This is a genomic window from Janibacter terrae NBRC 107853 (assembly GCF_001591405.1).
Taxonomy (GTDB): domain Bacteria; phylum Actinomycetota; class Actinomycetes; order Actinomycetales; family Dermatophilaceae; genus Janibacter; species Janibacter terrae.
In genome coordinates, this window is record NZ_BCUV01000003.1 from 282,362 (window position 1) to 302,343 (window position 19,982).

A 19,982-nucleotide genomic window follows, 5' to 3' on the forward strand; every position below is an offset into this window, starting at 1 on the left:
CCCGCGGCGCGTGCCCGCACAGGCCCCCCACTCCGCCGGATACTGTGGGCGAAGGCCCCGCCGGACGGGAGCCGGGACCGCTGGGAGAGGACCTTCGACGTGACGCAGACCGCTGACCACCTCCTGCCCGACTCTCCCGTGGAGCGCGCCCTCGTCGCGAGGGGATGGGCCGACATCGACCTCGTGGAGCGGCTCGGCCCGGCGCGCACCCGACGGTTCCGCTCCGCGACGCTGGGCGCCGACGTCGACCGCGCGCGGGAGTGGTTCCGCTCGCCGGAGCCGGGCACGATCCCGCCGGGCATCGTCCAGATGTACGAGTCCGAGGCCAACGTGACGCGCTACCGCCGAGTCCTGGACTTCATCGGTGCCGGCGAGCGGGTCTTCGAGGTCGGCATCGGTCACGGCTTCCTCGCGACGATGATGCTGCGCGACGGGGGGATCGAGCGGTACCGGGGCGTCGACCTCTCGCGGTACAGCGTGCGCAAGACGACCCAGACGCTCGAGGCCAACGGCTTCGCGGACGTCGCCGAGGTCGCCGAGCAGGACCTCTACACGGTGACCCGGCAGGACCTCGAGGCCGTCGACGCGACCCTCCTCGTGTGCTGCGAGGTGATCGAGCACGTGCCCGAGCCGGAGGAGGCGCTCGCGACGCTCGCCCGGGCCCTGCCCGAGGGCACGGACCTGCTGTTCTCCATCCCCCTCGTCGGTCGCCTCGAAGGGGTCTGGGGGCACACGCAGGTCTTCGGCGCCGCGCGCATCCACGACATGCTCGCGCCCGCCGGCCTGGTGGCGCACCACGTCGAGGTCCTCCACGACACGTGGGCGGTCGTCCTGGCCTCCACGAGCACGGCGCCCTCGCCGCGGGCCGCCCGCGTGCTCGAGGCGACCGCGCCGGTGGAGCCCGAGCGCTTCCTCGAGCCGCCGTTCAGGTCGATGGCCAATGTCGTCGTCAAGGACCTCGAGCGCGTCGAGGCCCAGTGGGTCAAGCGCGTCGCCGACCCCACGGTGGAGCCGTGCCCGGGTAGTGGTGACGACCCCGACCTGCCGCTGCGGGGCCTGCGGGTCAGGGCCGGCAACGAGAGCCCGACCCGCGGACCGGGCAAGGGCTGGGCGGCGTACGCCGGGGTCGCCTTCGCCGTGCCCGAGGGGACGAAGGGGGCGCGCCTGGAGGTCCACCTCGAGGACCCGGAGGCCGTCCGGGCCCTGCGGGTCGTGTGGTCGCGCGAGGGGGAGGCGGTCGGCAAGTGGGTGTGGCGTCCCGGCGAGGCCCGGCCGAGGATGGACTCGCCCACCTTCCTCATCGCCCCCGGACGCGGCGGGACGTACCTGCGACGGGTCCCGGGGTCGCGGGTCGAGGGCGCCGACGCCGTCGAGGTCTTCGTCGAGGCCGAGGGCACCGCCGACATCGACTTCCGTGTCCTGCGCTGGGCCTGGGTGAGCTGACGCCGCCCGTGGGGCAGGATGGGCCCATGGATCGTCAGCAGGAGTTCGTCCTCCGCACCATCGAGGAACGCGACATCCGGTTCGTCCGGCTCTGGTTCACGGACGTGCTCGGCACGCTGAAGTCGGTCGCGATCGCGCCGGCCGAGCTCGAGGGTGCCTTCGCCGAGGGGATCGGGTTCGACGGGTCGGCCATCGAGGGCTTCACCAGGGTCTACGAGGCCGACATGCTCGCGCGCCCCGACCCCTCGACCTTCCAGGTGCTCCCGTGGCGTGGTGAGCACCCGGGCACTGCCCGGATGTTCTGCGACATCCAGCTGCCAGACGGCTCGGCGGCGCTCGCCGACGCCCGCTACGTCCTGCGCCGGGCGCTCGACAAGGCCGCCGACATGGGCTTCACCTTCTACACCCACCCAGAGATCGAGTTCTTCCTCCTGCACCAGGGCACCCCCAAGGGCGCGCGGCCGGAGCCGGTCGACGACGCCGGCTACTTCGACCACGTGCCCAAGGGCGAGGCGCACGACTTCCGCCGGGCGGCGATCACGATGCTCGAGTCGGTCGGCATCTCCGTGGAGTTCAGCCACCACGAGGGCGCACCGGGGCAGAACGAGATCGACCTGCGCTACGCCGACGCGCTGTCCACCGCGGACAACATCATGACCTTCCGCACGGTGGTCAAGGAGGTCGCGCTCGAGCAGGGCGTCTACGCGACCTTCATGCCCAAGGTCTTCGCCGAGCACCCCGGCAGCGGCATGCACACGCACATGTCGCTCTTCGAGGGCGACACCAACGCCTTCTACGAGCCCGGAGCGCCGTACCAGCTGAGCAAGGTCGGCCGACAGTTCATCGCCGGGCTGCTGCACCACGGCCGCGAGTACACCGCCATCACCAACCAGTGGGTCAACAGCTACAAGCGGCTGTGGGGCGGTGGTGAGGCCCCCGCGCACCTCACCTGGGGCCACAACAACCGCTCCGCGATGGTCCGGGTGCCGATGTACAAGCCCAACAAGGGCAACAGCAGCCGGGTCGAGGTCCGCAGCCTCGACTCCGCGTGCAATCCCTACCTCGCCTTCGCCGTGATGCTCTCGGCCGGCCTCAAGGGCATCGAGGAGGGCTACGAGCTCCCGCCCGAGGCCGAGGACGACGTCTGGGGCCTCACCGACCGCGAACGTCGCGCCATGGGGATCAAGCCGCTGCCGGCGAGCCTGGCCGAGGCGATCGAGGCCATGGAGGAGAGCGAGCTGGTCGCCGAGACCCTCGGCGAGCACGTCTTCGACTTCTTCCTGCGCAACAAGCGCCAGGAGTGGGACGACTACCGCAACCAGGTCACCCCCTTCGAGCTCGAGCGCCTGCTGCCCAGGCTGTGACCTCGTGACGCCACCACGCCGCGCGGTCCCGGGGCTCGCCCGACGGGGCTTCAACGACACGGCGCGCGCGGAGACGCTGCTGTCCGACCCGGCGCTCGAGCCGCTCGTCGCCGCCCGGGAGCCGCTGCTCGCCGCCCTCGGTCGCGCCGCCGACCCCGACGCGGCCCTGCTCGGTCTCGTCCGGCTCCTCGAGGCAGCAGGTCCCGAGACCGACGCCCTGGCCGCCGCCCTTCGCTCCGACGAGGCCGCCCGGCTCCGCGTCATCGGCGCCCTCGGGATCTCGAGCGCGCTCGTCGACCACCTCGTGGCCCACCCCGAGCAGTGGCGCGACGCCGTCGAGGCGCACGAGATGACCCCCGAGGAGCGGACCGACGCGCTGCTCGGCGAGATCGCCGCGCACGGGGACCTCGAACCCCAGGACGCCCTGCGCGTCGGCTACCGGAGGCAGCTGCTCGGCATCGCGGCCTGCGACGTGACCTCGGAGGACCCCCTGGCCCACCTGCCGACGGTCGCCGCTGCCCTGGCCGACCTCGCCGGGGCGGCGCTCGAGGGTGCGGTGCGGATCGCGATCGACGAGCTCGGGGAGGCCGGCCAGACCTGCCGCTTCGCCGTCATCGGCATGGGCAAGGCCGGGGGACGGGAGCTCAACTACATCTCCGACGTCGACGTCATCTTCGTCGCCGAGCCCGTCGAGGGCGCCGACGAGGCCGCCGCCCTCGAGGTGGCGACCAAGATCGCGACGCGCACGATGCACGCCTGCGCCGACGCCACCGCGCACGGCAGCCTGTGGCCGGTCGACGCGGCCCTGCGGCCCGAGGGGAAGCAGGGCCCGCTCGTGCGCACCGTCGCCAGCCACCGCACGTACTACGAGCGCTGGGCCAAGACCTGGGAGTTCCAGGCCCTGCTCAAGGCGCGCCACCTCGCGGGCGACGCCGGCCTCGGTGCCGAGTACCTCGACGCCGTGCGGCCGCTCGTCTGGGAGGCCGCCTCCCGGGAGGACTTCGTCGACGACGTCCAGGCCATGCGCCGCCGCGTCGAGGAGCACATCCCCGCCGCCGAGGCCGCGCGCCAGCTCAAGCTCGGTCCCGGGGGGCTGCGCGACGTCGAGTTCTCCGTGCAGCTGCTCCAGCTCGTCCACGGACGCACCGACGAGACGCTGCACTCGGGCACGACCCTCGACGCGCTCGCGGCGCTGTCCACCGGCGGCTACATCGGTCGCCGCGACGCGCAGGTCCTCGGCGAGGCCTACCGGGTGCTGCGCACCCTGGAGCACCGGATCCAGCTGCACCGGCTGCGCCGCACGCACCTCATGCCCACGTCCGAGCAGGACCTGCGGCGCCTGGGCCGCGCCATGCGCCTCTTCGACCAGCCGGACAAGCAGGTCGTCGCCCTGCGCACCGAGCGTTCCCGGGAGGTGCGCCGGCTCCACCAGCAGCTCTTCTACCGGCCGCTGCTGTCCGCCGTCGCGCGGCTCAGCCCCGACGAGGCCCGTCTCACGCCCGACGCGGCCCGCACGCGGCTCGGCGCCCTCGGCTACCGCGACCCCGCCGGCGCGCTGCGCCACCTCGAGGTGCTCACCGACGGGGTCAACCGCACGGCCGCGATCCAGCGCCAGCTCCTGCCCGTGATGCTCGAGTGGTTCGCGGAGATGGCCGACCCGGACGCCGGCCTCCTCGCCTTCCGCAAGGTGAGCGAGGCGCTCGGCTCCACGCACTGGTACCTCCGGCTGCTGCGGGACGAAGGGGAGGCCGCCCAGGTCCTCGCCCACACCCTCGGGGCCAGCCGGTTCGCTGGCGACCTGCTGCTGGCGAGCCCCGAGGCCGTCCAGATGCTCGGCGACGGGGACGGGCTGCGCCCCCGCGGCAGGGACGAGATCCTGCGCCGCATGCGGGCGGCGGCCGGCCGCCGCGACGACGCCGACGCGGCGGTCTCTGCGATCCGTGCCATCCGCCGCGCCGAGATCTTCCGCGTCGCCGTCGCGGACCTGCAGGACACGGTGAGCCTGGAGCAGGTCGGGCAGGCCCTCACCGACCTCAGCGAGGCGACGATCGAGGCATCCCTCGAGGTCGTCGTCCGCTCCGTCGAGGCCGACCTGGGCCGGCCGCTGGGCACGGACCTGCTCATCATCGGGATGGGGCGCCTCGGGGGCAGGGAGATCGGCTACTCCTCGGACGCCGACGTGCTCTACGTGCACGACCCGCACGACGGGGTCGCCGACCAGGACGCCCAGGAGGCCGCGCTCGCGGTCGTGGGGGAGATGCGTCGGCTGCTCGGGGCGCAGGGCTCCGACCCGCCGCTCGGCCTCGACGCGGACCTGCGCCCCGAGGGCAAGAGCGGGCCGATGGTGCGCACCCTGGCGTCGTACGCGACCTACTACGCGCGGTGGTCCCAGACCTGGGAGGCGCAGGCGCTCCTGCGGGCCCGACCGGTCGCCGGGGACCCGGGGCTGGGGGAGCGGTTCATCGCCCTCATCGACCCGCTGCGCTGGTCCGACGACGGGCTCGACGCCACGCAGATCCGCGAGGTCCGCCGGCTCAAGGCCCGGATGGAGGCCGAGCGGCTGCCCCGCGGCGCCGACCGCAAGGCGCACTTCAAGCTCGGGATGGGCGGTCTCTCCGACGTCGAGTGGACCGTGCAGCTGCTGCAGATGGAGCACGCCCACGAGCACGAGGGCCTGCGCACGACCCGGACCCTGCCCGCACTCACGGCGGCGGTCGAGGCGGGGCTGGTCACCGCCGAGGACGCCGAGGTGCTGCGCCAGGCGTGGTGCATGGCCTCCCTGCTGCGCAACGCCGGCATGCTCTTCCGCGGTCGCGCGGTCGACTCCGTCCCGTCCAACCTGCGCGAGGCGGACGGCGTGGGGCGCATCGTCGGGATGGAGCCGCAGTCGGGGCTGGCGCTCGCCGAGTCCTACCGCCGCACCGCCCGCCACGCGCGCCAGGTCGTCGACCGGATCTTCTACGGCGAGGAGTGAGCGCCTGCTGCTCTCGGGGTGGTGCGGCGGGCGTCGGGTGACCCCGAGCGGTGGACACCGGACGGGCCGTCCGGTGGACGAACCTAGACTTGTCCCATGCTCGCCACGATCGACCTGCGTTCCCAGCCCCTCGGGGCCCGGCAGCTGCGGGCAGCCCTGCCGCGCGCCGAGTACGACGTCGAGGCCGCGCTCGACGCGGTGCGACCGATCTGCGACGACGTCCATGACCGGGGCGCCGAGGCGCTCTACGACCTCGCCGAGCGCTTCGACGGGGTGCGGCCGACCGCCCTCCGCGTGCCGGCGCAGGTCCTCGAGGCCGCCGTGGAGGTCCTCGACGCCGACGTGCGGGCCGCCCTGGAGCTGGCCATCGAGCGCGCCCGTGCGGTCCACGCCGACCAGCGTCGCACCGACACCACGACCACGCTCGCGCCCGGGGGGACCGTCACCGAGCGCTGGGTCCCGGTCGAGCGGGTCGGCCTGTACGTGCCCGGTGGCCGGGCGGTCTACCCCTCGTCCGTCGTCATGAACGTCGTGCCCGCCCAGATCGCCGGAGTCGGGTCGCTCGCCGTCGCCAGCCCGCCCCAGCGCGAGAACACCGGCGTCTTCGCCGGCTACCCGCACCCGACGATCCTCGCGGCGTGCGCGCTGCTCGGCGTCGACGAGGTGTGGGCGATGGGTGGGGCCCAGGCGGTCGCCGGCTTCGCCCACGGGTTCACCGACGGTGCCGACGAGTGCGCCCCCGTCAGCCTCGTCACCGGCCCGGGCAACATCTACGTCGCCGCGGCCAAGCGGCTGCTCAAGGGCCTCATCGGCATCGACGCCGAGGCCGGGCCGACCGAGATCGCCGTGCTCGCCGACGCGAGCGCCGACCCCGAGCACGTCGCGGCCGACCTCATCAGCCAGGCCGAGCACGACCCGCTCGCCGGTTCCGTCCTGGTCACCGACTCCACCGAGCTCGCCGACGCCGTCACCGCTGCCGTCGAGCGGCGCGCGGCCGCGACCAAGCACAGCGAGCGCGTCGGCGAGGCCCTCACCGGGCGCCAGTCCGCGATCGTCCTCGTCGACGACGTCGATGCCGGCCTGCGGGTCGTCGACGCCTACGCCGCCGAGCACCTCGAGGTCATCACGGCGGACGCGCCGCAGGTCGCGGCGCGCGTGCGCAACGCAGGGGCGATCTTCGTCGGTACGCACTCGCCGGTGAGCCTCGGGGACTACGTCGCCGGGTCCAACCACGTCCTGCCCACCGGCGGCAGCGCCGCCCACAGCAGCGGCCTGTCCGTGCAGTCCTTCCTCCGGGGCATCCACGTCGTCGAGTACTCGGCGCAGGCCCTCGCCGAGGTCGCCCCGCACGTCGTGGCCCTGGCCGAGGCCGAGGACCTGCCCGCCCACGGCGAGGCCGTCACCGCGCGCACGGGCGAGGTCCGGCGATGAGCGAGATCAGCGAGCTGCTGCGCCCCGGGCTGCGCGGCCGCACCCCCTACGGTGCGCCGCAGCTGGACGTCGACGTGCAGCTCAACACCAACGAGTCCTCCTACCCGGTGCCCCCCGAGGTCGTCGAGGCCATCCTCGCGGAGCTCGCGGACGAGCTCGGGACGCTCAACCGGTACCCGGACCGCGAGTTCACCGCGCTGCGCAAGGCGCTCGGTGACTACCTGCACGACCGCAGCGGGGTCTCCATCCGCCCCGAGCAGCTGTGGGCCGGCAACGGGTCCAACGAGGTCCTCTCGCACCTCGTCCAGGCCTTCGGCGGGCCGGAGCGGACCGCGCTCGGCTTCACCCCCGCGTACTCGATGCACCCGATCATCGCCGAGACGCTCGGCACGACGTGGGTCGACGGGCAGCGTGACCGGGCCAGCTTCGACCTCACCGTCGAGTCCGCGATCGAGCAGGCGAAGGGGGTCGACCCGCACCTCGTCTTCCTCTGCTCGCCCAACAACCCGACCGGCACCGCCCTGCCCTTCGACGTGGTCCAGGCGATGCTCGAGGCCGCGCCGCGGGCGATCGTCGTCGTCGACGAGGCGTACGCGGAGTTCGCCCGTCCCGGGACGCCCACCGCGCTCTCGCTCCTCGAGCGGCACCCGCGCCTCGTCGTGACGCGCACGATGAGCAAGGCCTTCGCCCTCGCAGGTGGACGGCTGGGCTACCTCGCCGCCGACCCCGAGGTCATCGACGCCCTGCGCCTCGTGCGACTGCCGTACCACCTCTCGGCGCCGACGCAGACGATCGCCCGCGTCGCGCTCGAGCACGCGGACCGGCTCCTGGAGACGGTCGAGGCCATCAAGGACCAGCGTGACCGGCTCGTCACCGAGCTCACGGCCCTCGGCCTGCGGCCCGTGCCGAGCGATGCCAACTTCGTCCTCTTCGGCGGCCTCGCCGACGCCGCGGCGACGTGGCAGGCTCTGCTGGACCGGGGCGTGCTCGTCCGGGACGTCGGGATCCCGCACCACCTGCGCGTCACCGCCGGCACGCCGGAGGAGACGACCCGGTTCCTGACCGCGCTCGCCGAGCTCGTCCCCACGCACGCCACCACCAAGGAGACCCCGTGAGCAGCACCGCTCCCCGTACCGCGACGGTGACCCGCGGCACCTCGGAGAGCCGGGTCGAGGTGAGCGTCGACCTCGACGGCACCGGCGCGGGCCAGGTGTCGACGGGTGTGCGCTTCTACGACCACATGCTCCTGTCGCTGGCCAAGCACAGCCTCATCGACCTGACGATCGCCGCCGAGGGCGATGTCGACGTCGACGCCCACCACACCGTCGAGGACGTCGCGATCGTCCTCGGCCAGGCGGTCCGCCAGGCGCTCGGCGACAAGAGCGGCATCAGCCGCTTCGGCGACGCGACCGTCCCGCTCGACGAGGCGCTCGTCCACGCGGTCGTCGACGTGGCCGGGCGGCCGTACGTCGTCCACACCGGTGAGCCCGCCGGCCAGGAGCACGTCGTCATCGGCGGCAACTTCGTCGGCTCGCTCACCCGCCACGTGCTGGAGTCCTTCGCCTACAACGCCGGCATCGCCCTGCACGTGCGGGTGCTCGCCGGGCGCGACCCGCACCACATCGTCGAGGCGCAGTTCAAGGCGCTCGCCCGCGCACTGCGCGCGGCGGTTGCCCCCGACCCCCGGGTGAGCGGCATCCCGAGCGCCAAGGGCGCGCTGTAGGGATGAGATGACCGAGCCCGACAGGGGAGTGGTCCTCCTCTCCGCGTCGTCCGCGGCCGCCGTGGACTGGGTGCGGGGCGGCGTCGTGCCCTGCCACGTCGTCGAGCACCCCACGTGGTCGATCGTCGTGCCCGCGACCTCGGCGACGGTGACCGCCGCTCCCTACGACGACGCACTCACCGTGCTCGCCGCCCGGCACACCGGCGCCCGGCTCGCACCGGCCATCGGCTTCTTCAGGATCGGTGACACGGCCGTCGTCACGGCCCGTGCCCCCGGCCGCTCGCCGATCCGGTGGGCGCTGCGGGCCCCGGACCGCGAGATCGTCCGCGGACCGCAGCTGCCGCCGCTCGCCCCCGAGGACCTGCACCGCGCGCTCTCGGCCGGCTCCGGCGCACGCCTGGTGCCGATCCGCGAGATCCGCGCCCTCTGGCGGCGTACCGACCTCACCCACCTGGAGTGGCTCGACGAGGCGATGACCGTCCTCGGTCTGCCGGGGGCCCGTCTCCTCGACGGCTCCGACACGGCGCTCGGTCCCGTCATCGCGCCCGACGAGCGCGCCGTGTCCACCTTCGAGTCCGTCGTCAAGGACGTGCACCAATGAGCAGCCAACCCCGTGTCGTCGTTCTCGACTACGGCTCCGGCAACATCCACTCCGCCGTCCGGGCGCTCACCCACGTGGGCGCGGACGTCGAGCTGACCGCCGACCGGTCCGCCGTGCTCGCCGCCGACGGGCTGCTCGTGCCGGGCGTCGGCAACTTCCACGCCTGCATGGCCGGGCTGCGGGCCGTCGACGGCCCCTCGCTCGTCGACACCCGTCTCGCCGGCGGCCGCCCCGTCCTCGGGGTCTGCGTCGGCATGCAGGTGATGTTCGAGGGGTCCGGCGAGCCGAGCGCGGCCCAGCCGGAGCAGGAGGGCCTGCACCAGTGGCCCGGCACCGTCTCCCGGCTGTCCGCCCCCGTCGTGCCCCACATGGGCTGGTCGACCGTCACCGCGCCCGAGGGCACGCGCCTGCTCGCGGGCGTGGAGGACGAGCGCTTCTACTTCGTCCACTCCTACGGGGTGGCCACCTGGGACCTGCCGACCGCGCCGGGGGCGCTCGTCGCCGCCACGCCGCTCGTCACGTGGAGCGAGCACGGGTCCCCCTTCGTCGCGGCCGTCGAGAACGGTCCGTTGTCCGCCACGCAGTTCCACCCCGAGAAGTCCGGGGATGCGGGACTGCACCTCCTCAAGAACTGGGTGATGTCACTGTGACCACGACCGACCGGCCCCGGCTGGAGCTCCTTCCCGCCGTCGACGTACGGGGCGGCCGCGCCGTCCAGCTCCAGCAAGGCGTCGCCGGGTCGGGGTGGGACTTCGGTGACCCGCTCGAGGCCGCGCAGGCCTGGCAGGAGCAGGGCGCCGAGTGGATCCACCTGGTCGACCTCGACGCGGCCTTCGGCGAAGGGAGCAACCGTGAGCTCCTCGCCGACATCGTCGGACGCCTCGACCTCAAGGTCGAGCTGAGCGGAGGCATCCGCGACGAGGAGTCGCTGGCCGCCGCGCTCGCCTCGGGCTGCGCCCGGGTCAACGTCGGCACCGCCGCCCTGGAGAACCCCGAGTGGACCGCCCGGGCCATCGCCGAGCACGGCGAGCGCATCGCCGTCGGCCTCGACGTGCGGGGCGCGACGCTCGCCGCCCGCGGGTGGACCCAGGAGGGCGGCGACCTGTGGGAGACCCTCGCGCGCCTGGACGCCGAGGGCTGCGTCCGCTACGTCGTCACCGACGTCGCCAAGGACGGCATGCTCGCCGGTCCCAACGTGCAGCTGCTGCGCGAGGTCGCCGCCGCCACCGACGCCAAGGTCGTCGCGAGCGGCGGCGTCACGACCGTGGACGACGTCGTCGCCCTGCGCGACCTCGTCCCCGAGGGCGTCGAGGGCGCGATCATCGGCTCGGCTCTCTACAAGGGCAGCGTCACCCTGACTGAGGCCCTCGACGCGGCCGGGCGGCCGTGAGCGGGCCCACCGACTCCGCCGGTGTGCCCTGGCAGGGGCGCGAGCTGCCCGCCGGCGGCTTCGCCGGTGACTCCGGCGAGGCCGACCCGGCGCTGCTGCGCGCCCTCACCACCGGCGCGGAGACCGACGTGCTCGAGCACCTCGCGCGCGCGCGGCTGCTCGTGCCGGTGGCTGCGGTCGCGGCGGAGACCACGCAGACCGAGGCCGGCCACACCGCTGACAAGGAGGCCGACATGGCTGTCGTCCTCCTCGAGCACCCCGACGGACGCACCGCGCTGCCCGTCTTCTCCTCGATGGCCGCTCTCGCGGCCTTCGACGCGTCCGTGCGTCCCGTGCCGGTCAAGGCCGCTCGCGCCGCGCAGGCCGCGGTGAGCGAGCAGGCCGACCTCATCGTGCTCGACTGCGCGAGCGAGCACGCCTTCGAGGTCCGGGCGTCCATGGTCTGGGCGCTCGCCCAGCAGCGGCCGTGGCTGCCAGCGCACGAGGACCCCTTCGTCGCGCGGTCGGTGGAGCGGGTCTGCGCCGGGGTCGAGCAGGTCATCGGCCACACGCTCGCCGAGGGGGTGCCCGACGGGCAGGGGATCCTGCAGATCGGTCTCACGCTCGTCCCCGGCCTCGACGCGGCCGCGGTCGAGGAGCTCGTGACGGCGATCGCCGAGGAGCTGGCCACCGACGGTGAGCTCCGGGCGCGCGTCGACGGGCTCTCCTTCACCGTCTCCTGAGTCGACGGGCGGCGATTTCGGCTCGCGCGGGGGTCGCTGCTACTGTTGTCTCCGACCGGTCACCATCTTCGTGGTGGTGACGCAAGAGGAGCCTCGCTTCCACCCGCGACAACCAGCTGGTTGCCGGGTCTCAGGTCTCGACGCGGTCCGGATCCGCCGGGTGCCCAGGCACCCTCCGTCCGGCATCGTCGTCGTGCTCTGGTGAGGCTCCTCGCGATCGGCGAGGAGCCTTTCTTCGTCGGTACGCAGGACACCGAGCTAAGGAGCAGCACATCAGCGAACCTCGCATCAATGACCGTATCCGCGTCCCGGAGGTGCGGTTGGTCGGCCCCAACGGGGAGCAGGTCGGCATCGTCCGCGTGGAGGACGCCCTGCGTCTCGCTGCCGAGGCAGACCTCGACCTCGTCGAGGTCGCTCCGATGGCCAAGCCCCCGGTCGCCAAGCTCATGGACTTCGGCAAGTACAAGTACGAAGCCGCGATGAAGGCGCGCGACGCGCGCAAGAACCAGGTCAACACGGTCATCAAGGAGATCAAGCTCCGACCGAAGATCGACAGCCACGACTACGGCACCAAGAAGGGCCACGTCGAGCGCTTCCTGGGCGCCGGCGACAAGGTCAAGGTGACGATCATGTTCCGCGGGCGTGAGCAGTCGCGTCCCGAGCTGGGCTTCCGGCTCCTGCAGCGCCTGGCCGAGGACGTCATCGAGCTCGGCACCGTCGAGTCGGCGCCCAAGCAGGACGGGCGCAACATGATCATGGTGCTTGCCCCGACGCGCAAGAAGTCCGAGGCCCGCGCCGAGGCGCGGCGCAAGAAGGACGAGGAGAAGGTGGCCGCCGAGGCCAACGCCCCGGAGCAGCGGACCTCCGAGTCCCCGGCACCGGCGGAGGAGCCCACCGCGGCCCCGGCCGCGGTCGAGGGCAGCACCGAGGCCCCGGCCGAGTCCTGATCCGGCACCAGACCAGCACAGCAACGACAAGGAGATCGGCGCCATGCCGAAGAACAAGACGCACTCCGGTGCCAAGAAGCGCTTCCGGGTCACCGGCTCGGGCAAGATCATGCGTGAGCGCGCCAACCACGTCCACAAGTTCCACGAGAAGAGCCCGCAGCACGCGCGTCGTCTCGCGAGCGACGTCGAGGTCTCCAAGGCCGACGTGAAGAAGATCAAGAAGCTGCTCGGTCGCTGACCTGAGCACCTTGCACACACACTGACTGAAGGAGTACTCACGTGGCACGCGTGAAGCGGGCGGTCAACGCCCACAAGAAGCGTCGGGTCGTCCTCGAGCGCGCCAGCGGTTACCGGGGCCAGCGGTCCCGCCTCTACCGCAAGGCGAAGGAGCAGGTCACCCACAGTCTCGGTTACAGCTACCGGGACCGCCGGGCCAAGAAGGGTGACTTCCGTCGCCTGTGGATCCAGCGCATCAACGCCGGCGCCCGCGCCAACGGCATGACCTACAACCGGTTCATCCAGGGTCTGCGCGCCGCGGAGGTCGAGGTCGACCGCCGCATGCTCGCCGAGCTCGCCGTCAACGACGAGGCCGCGTTCGCCGCGCTCGTCGAGGTCGCCAAGGCGAACGTGCCGGCGACGAGCGACGCCAAGGCCTCGGCCTGAGCGACCACACCGGACGCCGGGAGCGTCCGCCCCTGACCAATCCCTCCTCGGAGCGGGTGGCGTCGGTGCGCGGACTCTCCCGGCGTCCTGTGCGTCGGCGGACCGGCCGGATCCTCGTCGAGGGACCGCAGGGTGTCCGCGAGGCCGTGAGCTTCGCCCCCGAGCGGATCGTCGACCTGTACGCCACGACCGAGGCGGCGCAGCGGTACGCCGAGTTCGTCGAGCCGGCCCGCGAGCAGGGGGTCTTCGTCCACGAGACGAGCGAGGAGGTCCTCGCCGCGATGTGCGACGCCGACACCCCGCAGGGCACGGCGGCCGTCGTCGAGTGGGCCCCGAGCGACCTCGCCTCGGTCCTCGCGAGCTCGCCCCGCCTCCTCGTGCTGCTCGCCCACGTGCGCGACCCCGGCAACCTCGGCACCGTCATCCGCGGCGCCGACGCGGCCGGCGCCGACGCCGTCCTCGTCAGCGATGCCTCGGTCGACGTCACCTCGCCCAAGGTGGTGCGCTCGACGGCGGGTTCGCTCTTCCACCTGCCGGTGGTCACGGGCCTCGACATCTCGGAGACCCTCACCGCCCTCGGCGACGCCGGGATCACCCGCCTCGCCGCCGACGGCGCGGGCGAGCGGACCATGGACGACTGCGACCTCACCGGTCCCCACGTGTGGGTCATGGGCAACGAGGCCTGGGGCCTCGAGGACGCCACCCTCGCCGCGTGCGACGAGGTGGTCCGGGTCCCGATCCACGGCCATGCCGAGTCGCTCAACCTCGCCATGGCGAGCACGATCTGCCTCTACGCCTCGGCGCGCCAGCAGCGCGCCTGAGCACGACCCCGGCACGCGACGACGAAGGGGGTGGACCGGCCGGTCCACCCCCTTCGCCGTGCCATGGCATCAGGAGACCGCGTGCGTCTCCTGACCACCGAGGACCTCGCCCGGGTCGACCGGCGCCTCGTCCGCGGCGGCCTTGCCGTCCCGGACCCGCTGACCGATCGTGGCGTCGATGTTGGTCCAGTACTCGAAGACCCGCGAGAGGACCGGGTCCTCGACGCCGGCGAGCGAGCCGACGACCGTGTCGACGAGACGGTCCCGCTGGGCGTCGTCGAAGACCTCGCGCACGAGCGTGCCCGGCTGACCGAAGTCGTCGTCCTCCGGGTGCAGCTGGTAGGCCGAGCGCACGATCGCGCCGTCGACCTCCCACCCGTCGTCGACCGGTCCCTCGAAGTCCGCGACCGGCCTGCCGAAGCTGTTGGGGTGGTAGGTCGGCGCGGCACCCGAGTGCTCGTAGCGCATCGGGCCGTCGAAGGAGTAGTGGTTCTCCTGCTGGACCGCGGGGCGGTTGACCGGCAGCTGGTGGAAGTTCGGGCCGATCCGGGCCCGGTGCGCGTCCGCGTAGGCGAAGACCCGGCTGAGCAGCATCTTGTCGGGGGAGTACCCGATGCCCGGGACCGTGTTGCTCGGCGCGAACGCCGCCTGGTCGATCTGCGCGAAGAAGTTCACCGGGTTCTCGTCGAGGGTCATCGTGCCGACCTCGATGAGCGGGTAGTCCTCGTGCGGCCAGGTCTTCGTCAGGTCGAAGGGGTTGAAGCGGTAGGTCTTCGCGTCCTCGTAGGGCATGACCTGGACAGACAGCTTCCACTGCGGGGACTCGCCGCGGGCGATCGCGTCGAAGAGGTCGCGACGGTGGAAGTCCGCGTCCTGCCCGGCGATCCGGTCGGCCGCCTCGCCCGTGATGCCGCGCACGCCCTGCTGGGTGTGGAAGTGGTACTTGACCCAGAACTTCTCGCCCGAGGCGTTGACCCACATGTAGGTGTGGCTGCCGTAGCCGTTCATGTGGCGCCACGAGCGCGGCAGGCCACGGTCACCCATGAGGTAGGTGACCTGGTGCGCCGACTCGGGGTTGTTGGTCCAGAAGTCCCACTGCATCGTGTTGTCGCGCAGCCCGTTGTCGGGCAGGCGCTTCTGGCTGCGGATGAAGTTGGGGAACTTCAGCGGGTCGCGCAGGAAGAAGATCGGGGTGTTGTTGCCCACGAGGTCGAAGTTGCCCTCGGAGGTGTAGAAGCGCAGCGCGAAGCCGCGCACGTCACGCCACGTGTCGGGGGAACCGAGCTCCCCGGCCACCGTCGAGAAGCGCGCGAGCATGCGGGTCGTCGTGCCCGGCTGGAAGAGGGCGGCCTTGGTGTACCGCGAGACGTCGGCCGTGGTCTCGAAGTGACCGAAGGCGCCCGCGCCCTTGGCGTGCGGCTTGCGCTCGGGGATGTTCTCCCGGTTGAAGTGCGCGAGCATGTCGACCAGGTGGGTGTCGTGGAGCAGGAGGGGGCCGTTGCTCCCCACGGAGAGACTGTTGCGGTCGCTGACCGTCGGGGAGCCGTTGAGCTGCGTCGAGGGCCCGGAGACGTCGAGCGTCCCGCGCGCGTCCGCGCGGCTCTGCGGGGTGGAGGGGGTGGTGGACATGTGCTGCTCCTCTTTCTCTGTGGGGTGGGGCGCAGTGCTGGTCAGGGGGTGCCGTCGCGGTCGCGCAGTCGGGGCAGATGCCCCAGTAGATGACCTCGGCCTCGTCGATGGCGAAACCGTGGTCGTCGGCGGCGTCGAGGCAGGGTGCCTTGCCGGGGGCGCAGTCGACATCGACCATCGTGCTGCACGAACGGCACACGAGGTGGTGGTGGTTGTCGCCGAGCTCGAGCTCGAAGCGGGCGGGGTGGCCGGCGGGCTCGAACTTGCGCACGAGCCCGTGGGCGGACAACACCGCGAGGATGTCGTAGACGGCCTGGGTGCTCACCGAGCCGAGGCGCTCGCGCGTGCTGCGCGCGATCGTGTCGACGTCGGCGTGGGGGCGCGCGGAGAGCTCGCGCAGCACGGCCACGCGCGGGGCGGTCACCCGCAGCGACCGGCCACGCAGGAGATCTGCCGCGGCGTCGGTGTCGATCATGGTGCTCATCGTCCCCAAGACTCGCACCGATACTTGAACCAGTCAAGAAAAGGGCGGAAGGGGGTCGCGCGACCCCCTTCGCCCCCCCGTAGACTCGGGCCTCGTGTCAGGACCCAACACCAACTACGACCCGGTCGAGGTCGCCGCGCTCGACCCGCAGGTGATCGAGGAGGCCGTCGCGGCCGCCCTCGCCGCAGCAGCGGGAGCCACGACCCTCGACGAGCTCAAGCGGATCCGCGGGCAGCACCAGGGCGACAAGAGCCCGCTGGCGCTGGCCAACCGCGAGATCGGCGCCCTGCCGCCGAGCGCCAAGGCCGAGGCCGGCAAGCGCGTCGGGCAGGCGAGGGGCCGCGTGGGAGCGGCCTTCTCGGCCCGCCAGGTCGAGCTCGAGGCCGAGCGCGACGAGCGGATCCTCGTCGAGGAGACCCTCGACCTCACCGTGCCGAGCCCGCACCAGCGCCTCGGTGCCCGCCACCCGATCAGCCTCGTGACCGAGCGGGTCGAGGACATCTTCGTCGGCATGGGCTGGGAGATCGCCGAGGGCCCGGAGATCGAGTCCGAGTGGCTGACCTTCGACGCGCTCAACATCGGTCCCGACCACCCGGCGCGCGGCGAGCAGGACACCTTCTTCGTCGAGCCGGCCGACGCCGGGGTCGTCCTGCGCACCCACACCTCGCCGGTGCAGATCCGCACGATGCTCGACCGCGAGCCGCCGATCTACGTCCTGTGCCCGGGCAAGGTCTTCCGCACCGACGACCTCGACGCGACCCACACCCCGGTCTTCCACCAGTTCGAGGGCCTCGTCGTCGACAAGGGCATCACGATGTCGCACCTGCGCGGGGCGCTCGACGCCTTCGTCCAGGGCCTCTTCGGCGAGGGCATCGTCACCCGCCTGCGCCCCAACTACTTCCCCTTCACCGAGCCCAGCGCCGAGATCGACTGCCAGTGCTGGGTCTGCCGCGGTGAGGACTCCGGCTGCCGCACGTGCGGCGGCACCGGCTGGATCGAGCTCGGCGGCTCCGGCATGGTCAACCGTCGAGTGCTCGCGGCGAGCGGCATCGACCCGGACGAGTACACCGGTTTCGCCTTCGGCCTGGGCATCGAGCGCTCGCTCATGCTGCGCCACGGCGTCGCCGACATGCGCGACATCATCGAGGGGGACGTCCGCTTCTCGGCGGCGTTCGGGATGGAGATCTGATGCGGGCACCCGTGGAGTGGCTCCGTGAGCTGACCGAGGTCGACCCGCAGGCGAAGGGGGCGGACGTCGCCGCGTCCCTCGTGCGCGTCGGCCTCGAGGAGGAGGAGATCTCCGGCGGCGAGGTCACCGGCCCCCTCGTCGTCGGCCGGGTCCTCGAGCGCACGCCCGAGGAGCAGAAGAACGGCAAGACGATCAACTGGTGCCAGGTGGACGTCGGGTCCGCCAACGGCTCCGGCGAGCCCCAGGGCATCGTCTGCGGCGCGCACAACTTCGACGCGGGCGACCTCGTCGCGGTCATCCTGCCCGGCGGTGTGCTCCCCGGGAACTTCGAGATCTCCGCGCGCAAGACCTACGGGCACGTGAGCGCCGGCATGATCTGCTCCGCCCTGGAGCTGGGTCTGGGCGAGGACCACGACGGCATCATCGTGCTCACCGAGCAGCTGCCCGCCGACGTGGTCGCGGGTCTGTCTCCGGGTGACGACCTCATCCCCGTCCTCGGCCTCGACGCCGAGACGGTGGAGGTCAACGTCACCCCGGACCGCGGGTACTGCTTCTCCATGCGCGGGATCGCGCGGGAGTACGCGCTCTCCGAGGGGACCCCCTTCGTCGACCCGGCACAGCTGCCCGTCGCCGAGGCCACCGGCCCCGGCTACGAGGTGCGTCTCGCCGACGGCGCCCCGGTCGACGGCGTGCCCGGGTGCGACCGGTTCGTCGCGCGGACCGTGCGGGGCATCGACGCCACGGCCGCCTCGCCCGAGTGGATGCAGCGCCGGCTGACCGAGGTCGGGATGCGCCCGATCTCGCTCGCGGTCGACGTCACCAACTACGTGATGATGCTGCTCGGTCAGCCGCTGCACGCCTACGACCTCGGCAAGCTCTCCGGGGCCATCGAGGTCCGCCGTGCCCGTGCCGGCGAGGTGCTCACGACCCTCGACGACGTCGAGCGCACGCTCGCGCCCGAGGACCTGCTGATCACCGACGGCGGGACGACGCCGCTGGCGATCGCCGGCGTGATGGGCGGGGCCTCGAGCGAGGTCGACGACGCGACCACCGACGTGCTCGTCGAGGCCGCGCACTTCGACCCGGTCTCCGTCGCCCGCTCCGCGCGACGCCACCGGCTCTCGACCGAGGCCTCCAAGCGCTTCGAGCGCGGCGTCGACCCGGGCGTGACCGCCGCGGCGGCGCAGCTGGCCGTCGACCTGCTCGTCGAGCACGGCGGCGGCGTCGCCGACACCACCGCCACCGACGTGGGCGCGCCCGCGCCGGCGCAGGCGATCACCTTCGACCCGCAGCTGCCGAGCCGGTACATCGGCCTCGAGTACCCGCGGGAGGAGGTCCTCGCGACCCTCACCGCGATCGGCTGCGCCGTGACGGACGAAGGGGAGTCCCTCCTCGTCACGCCCCCCACCTGGCGCCCCGACCTCGTCGACGGACCGGACCTGGTCGAGGAGGTCGCGCGGGTGCGCGGCTACGACCAGATCCCCTCCGTCGTGCCGCGCGCGAGCGCCGGTCGTGGCCTGACGCCCGGCCAGCGCGCCCGTCGCGTCGTCGCGCGCACGCTCGCGGCGACCGGTCTGGTGGAGGTGCTGTCGTACCCCTTCACCTCGTCGGAGCGGCACGATGCCCTCGGCTACGCGGCCGACGACGCCCGCCGTGAGACGGTGCGACTGGCCAACCCGCTGCAGGACGAGGCGCCGCTCATGCGCACCTCGATCCTCGACACGCTGCTCGACACCCTGCGGCGCAATGTCTCCCGCGGCCACCGGGACGTGGCGCTCTACGAGATCGGTCTCGTCACGGCCGGCGGCATCACGCCGCTGCCGCTGCCCCCGGGGGGCGTCAAGCCCGACGCGGCGACCCTGACGCGGATCACCGACGGAGTCCCGCCGCAGCCGCGGCACGTGGGCATCGTCGCGGCGGGTGCGACCCTGCCCGCCGGGCCGCACGGTCCGGCGCGCGCCGCCGACGCCACCGATGTCGTCGGGTGGTCGCGGGCGGTCGGCTCGTCCCTCGGTCTCGAGCTCACGGTCGAGGCCGCCCACCAAGCGCCCTTCCACCCGGGCCGCTGCGTCGCTGTCTCGCTGCCGGACGGCACCGTCGTCGGCCACGCGGGCGAGCTGCACCCCAAGGTCTGCTCGGCCCTGGAGCTCCCGGAGCGCACCGTCGCCGCCGAGCTCGACCTCGACGCGATCACCGCGGCCGCCGGCGAGCCGGTCCGGCCCGAGCAGCTCTCGACCCAGCCCGTCGCCAACACCGACGTCGCGCTCGTCGTCGACGACGGGGTCCCGGCAGCCGCCGTCGCCTCGGCCCTGCGCTCGGGTGCCGGCGACGACCTCGAGTCGCTCACGCTCTTCGACGTCTACCGCGGCGACCAGGTGGGGGAGGGGCGCAAGTCCCTGGCCTACCGGCTGACCTTCCGCGCGGGCCGCACGCTCAAGACCGGGGAGGTCTCCTCCCTTCGCGACAGGGCCGTCGCGGCCGCGGCGAGCGCCACGGGGGCCCAGCAGCGCTGAGCGCGCTGACCTCAGGATTATCGGGTCACCCGAGAATCATCGGCTGAGCAGGAGTTTTAAACTCTTGCTCAGCGGGGGTTTCTCGGGT

General features: G+C 72.9%; 18 protein-coding genes and 1 pseudogene. 17 read left to right on the forward strand and 2 right to left on the reverse strand.

Annotated elements, in window-relative coordinates:
* The first annotated feature begins 99 nt into the window (after positions 1–99).
* From JT1_RS03845 to JT1_RS03910, 14 genes are all read left to right on the forward strand, one after another.
* Positions 100–1,443, forward strand: coding sequence for a class I SAM-dependent methyltransferase (locus JT1_RS03845; RefSeq protein ID WP_068323260.1), 1,344 nt, complete (start codon positions 100–102; stop codon positions 1,441–1,443).
* A 26-nt stretch (positions 1,444–1,469) separates the two neighbouring features.
* Positions 1,470–2,807 carry a glutamine synthetase family protein gene (locus tag JT1_RS03850; RefSeq protein ID WP_068323264.1) on the forward strand — a complete coding sequence of 446 codons (1,338 nt, stop codon included), beginning with the start codon at positions 1,470–1,472 and terminating at the stop codon, positions 2,805–2,807.
* A gap of 4 nt (positions 2,808–2,811) precedes the next feature.
* Positions 2,812–5,781 carry a bifunctional [glutamine synthetase] adenylyltransferase/[glutamine synthetase]-adenylyl-L-tyrosine phosphorylase gene (locus JT1_RS03855; RefSeq protein WP_068323266.1) on the forward strand — a complete coding sequence of 990 codons (2,970 nt, stop codon included), beginning with the start codon at positions 2,812–2,814 and terminating at the stop codon, positions 5,779–5,781.
* A gap of 96 nt (positions 5,782–5,877) precedes the next feature.
* On the forward strand, positions 5,878–7,212 hold the full coding sequence (gene hisD, locus JT1_RS03860; protein ID WP_068323270.1) for a histidinol dehydrogenase: 1,335 nt from the start codon (positions 5,878–5,880) through the stop codon (positions 7,210–7,212).
* Positions 7,209–8,327: a histidinol-phosphate transaminase gene (locus JT1_RS03865; RefSeq protein WP_068323275.1), complete on the forward strand. Its 1,119-nt coding sequence runs from the start codon at positions 7,209–7,211 to the stop codon at positions 8,325–8,327. Before hisD ends, JT1_RS03865 begins: the two co-directional genes overlap by 4 nt.
* On the forward strand, positions 8,324–8,935 hold the full coding sequence (hisB, locus tag JT1_RS03870; RefSeq protein WP_068323278.1) for an imidazoleglycerol-phosphate dehydratase HisB: 612 nt from the start codon (positions 8,324–8,326) through the stop codon (positions 8,933–8,935). Before JT1_RS03865 ends, hisB begins: the two co-directional genes overlap by 4 nt.
* 7 nt (positions 8,936–8,942) lie before the next feature.
* Positions 8,943–9,536 carry a hypothetical protein gene (locus JT1_RS03875; protein WP_169701836.1) on the forward strand — a complete coding sequence of 198 codons (594 nt, stop codon included), beginning with the start codon at positions 8,943–8,945 and terminating at the stop codon, positions 9,534–9,536.
* The gene (gene hisH, locus JT1_RS03880; RefSeq protein WP_068323284.1) at positions 9,533–10,186 is read left to right on the forward strand and encodes an imidazole glycerol phosphate synthase subunit HisH; all 654 of its coding nucleotides are present in this window, start codon (positions 9,533–9,535) and stop codon (positions 10,184–10,186) included. Before JT1_RS03875 ends, hisH begins: the two co-directional genes overlap by 4 nt.
* Positions 10,183–10,926, forward strand: a complete 744-nt coding sequence (gene priA, locus JT1_RS03885) for a bifunctional 1-(5-phosphoribosyl)-5-((5-phosphoribosylamino)methylideneamino)imidazole-4-carboxamide isomerase/phosphoribosylanthranilate isomerase PriA (RefSeq protein WP_068323287.1) — start codon at positions 10,183–10,185, stop codon at positions 10,924–10,926. Before hisH ends, priA begins: the two co-directional genes overlap by 4 nt.
* On the forward strand, positions 10,923–11,648 hold the full coding sequence (locus JT1_RS03890) for an SseB family protein (RefSeq protein ID WP_068323290.1): 726 nt from the start codon (positions 10,923–10,925) through the stop codon (positions 11,646–11,648). The genes priA and JT1_RS03890 overlap by 4 nt, the downstream gene beginning before the upstream one ends.
* Positions 11,649–11,962: 314 nt before the next feature.
* The gene (gene infC, locus JT1_RS03895; RefSeq protein ID WP_245634755.1) at positions 11,963–12,595 is read left to right on the forward strand and encodes a translation initiation factor IF-3; all 633 of its coding nucleotides are present in this window, start codon (positions 11,963–11,965) and stop codon (positions 12,593–12,595) included.
* A gap of 43 nt (positions 12,596–12,638) precedes the next feature.
* Positions 12,639–12,833: a 50S ribosomal protein L35 gene (gene rpmI / locus JT1_RS03900; protein WP_068323302.1), complete on the forward strand. Its 195-nt coding sequence runs from the start codon at positions 12,639–12,641 to the stop codon at positions 12,831–12,833.
* A 41-nt stretch (positions 12,834–12,874) separates the two neighbouring features.
* Positions 12,875–13,258, forward strand: a complete 384-nt coding sequence (gene rplT / locus JT1_RS03905) for a 50S ribosomal protein L20 (protein WP_068323305.1) — start codon at positions 12,875–12,877, stop codon at positions 13,256–13,258.
* Positions 13,259–13,314: 56 nt separating this feature from the next.
* Positions 13,315–14,079 (forward strand): TrmH family RNA methyltransferase, encoded by a 765-nt coding sequence (locus JT1_RS03910; RefSeq protein WP_082807446.1) that lies wholly within the window; start codon positions 13,315–13,317, stop codon positions 14,077–14,079.
* Between the two features lie 69 nt (positions 14,080–14,148).
* Here JT1_RS03910 and JT1_RS03915 read toward each other — a convergent pair whose 3' ends face one another.
* Together JT1_RS03915 and JT1_RS17685 are read right to left on the reverse strand one after the other, a co-directional pair.
* Positions 14,149–15,708: a catalase gene (locus JT1_RS03915; protein WP_068323308.1), complete on the reverse strand. Its 1,560-nt coding sequence runs from the start codon at positions 15,706–15,708 to the stop codon at positions 14,149–14,151.
* Positions 15,709–15,859: 151 nt separating this feature from the next.
* Positions 15,860–16,117, reverse strand: a pseudogene (locus JT1_RS17685) (Fur family transcriptional regulator); the annotation flags it as partial.
* Here JT1_RS17685 and JT1_RS18860 point away from each other — a divergent pair.
* The 3 genes from JT1_RS18860 (at position 16,026) to pheT (ending at position 19,894) form a co-directional block, all read left to right on the forward strand.
* The gene (locus JT1_RS18860) at positions 16,026–16,220 is read left to right on the forward strand and encodes a hypothetical protein (RefSeq protein ID WP_068323319.1); all 195 of its coding nucleotides are present in this window, start codon (positions 16,026–16,028) and stop codon (positions 16,218–16,220) included. The pseudogene JT1_RS17685 and the gene JT1_RS18860 overlap by 92 nt on opposite strands.
* Before the next feature lie 66 nt (positions 16,221–16,286).
* Positions 16,287–17,381 carry a phenylalanine--tRNA ligase subunit alpha gene (gene pheS / locus JT1_RS03925; protein WP_068323322.1) on the forward strand — a complete coding sequence of 365 codons (1,095 nt, stop codon included), beginning with the start codon at positions 16,287–16,289 and terminating at the stop codon, positions 17,379–17,381.
* Positions 17,381–19,894: a phenylalanine--tRNA ligase subunit beta gene (gene pheT, locus JT1_RS03930; RefSeq protein ID WP_068323335.1), complete on the forward strand. Its 2,514-nt coding sequence runs from the start codon at positions 17,381–17,383 to the stop codon at positions 19,892–19,894. The genes pheS and pheT overlap by 1 nt, the downstream gene beginning before the upstream one ends.
* Positions 19,895–19,982 lie beyond the last annotated feature (88 nt).

Bases quoted from the DNA above. Each gene is read 5' to 3' on its own strand.
- hisD (WP_068323270.1), top strand. From the start codon at position 5,878: ATGCTCGCCACGATCGACCTGCGTTCCCAGCCCCTCGGGGCCCGGCAG.
- JT1_RS03915 (WP_068323308.1), bottom strand. From the start codon at position 15,708: ATGTCCACCACCCCCTCCACCCCGCAGAGCCGCGCGGACGCGCGCGGG.
- JT1_RS03875 (WP_169701836.1), top strand. From the start codon at position 8,943: ATGACCGAGCCCGACAGGGGAGTGGTCCTCCTCTCCGCGTCGTCCGCG.
- hisH (WP_068323284.1), top strand. From the start codon at position 9,533: ATGAGCAGCCAACCCCGTGTCGTCGTTCTCGACTACGGCTCCGGCAAC.
- JT1_RS03850 (WP_068323264.1), top strand. From the start codon at position 1,470: ATGGATCGTCAGCAGGAGTTCGTCCTCCGCACCATCGAGGAACGCGAC.
- pheT (WP_068323335.1), top strand. From the start codon at position 17,381: ATGCGGGCACCCGTGGAGTGGCTCCGTGAGCTGACCGAGGTCGACCCG.
- JT1_RS03865 (WP_068323275.1), top strand. From the start codon at position 7,209: ATGAGCGAGATCAGCGAGCTGCTGCGCCCCGGGCTGCGCGGCCGCACC.
- rpmI (WP_068323302.1), top strand. From the start codon at position 12,639: ATGCCGAAGAACAAGACGCACTCCGGTGCCAAGAAGCGCTTCCGGGTC.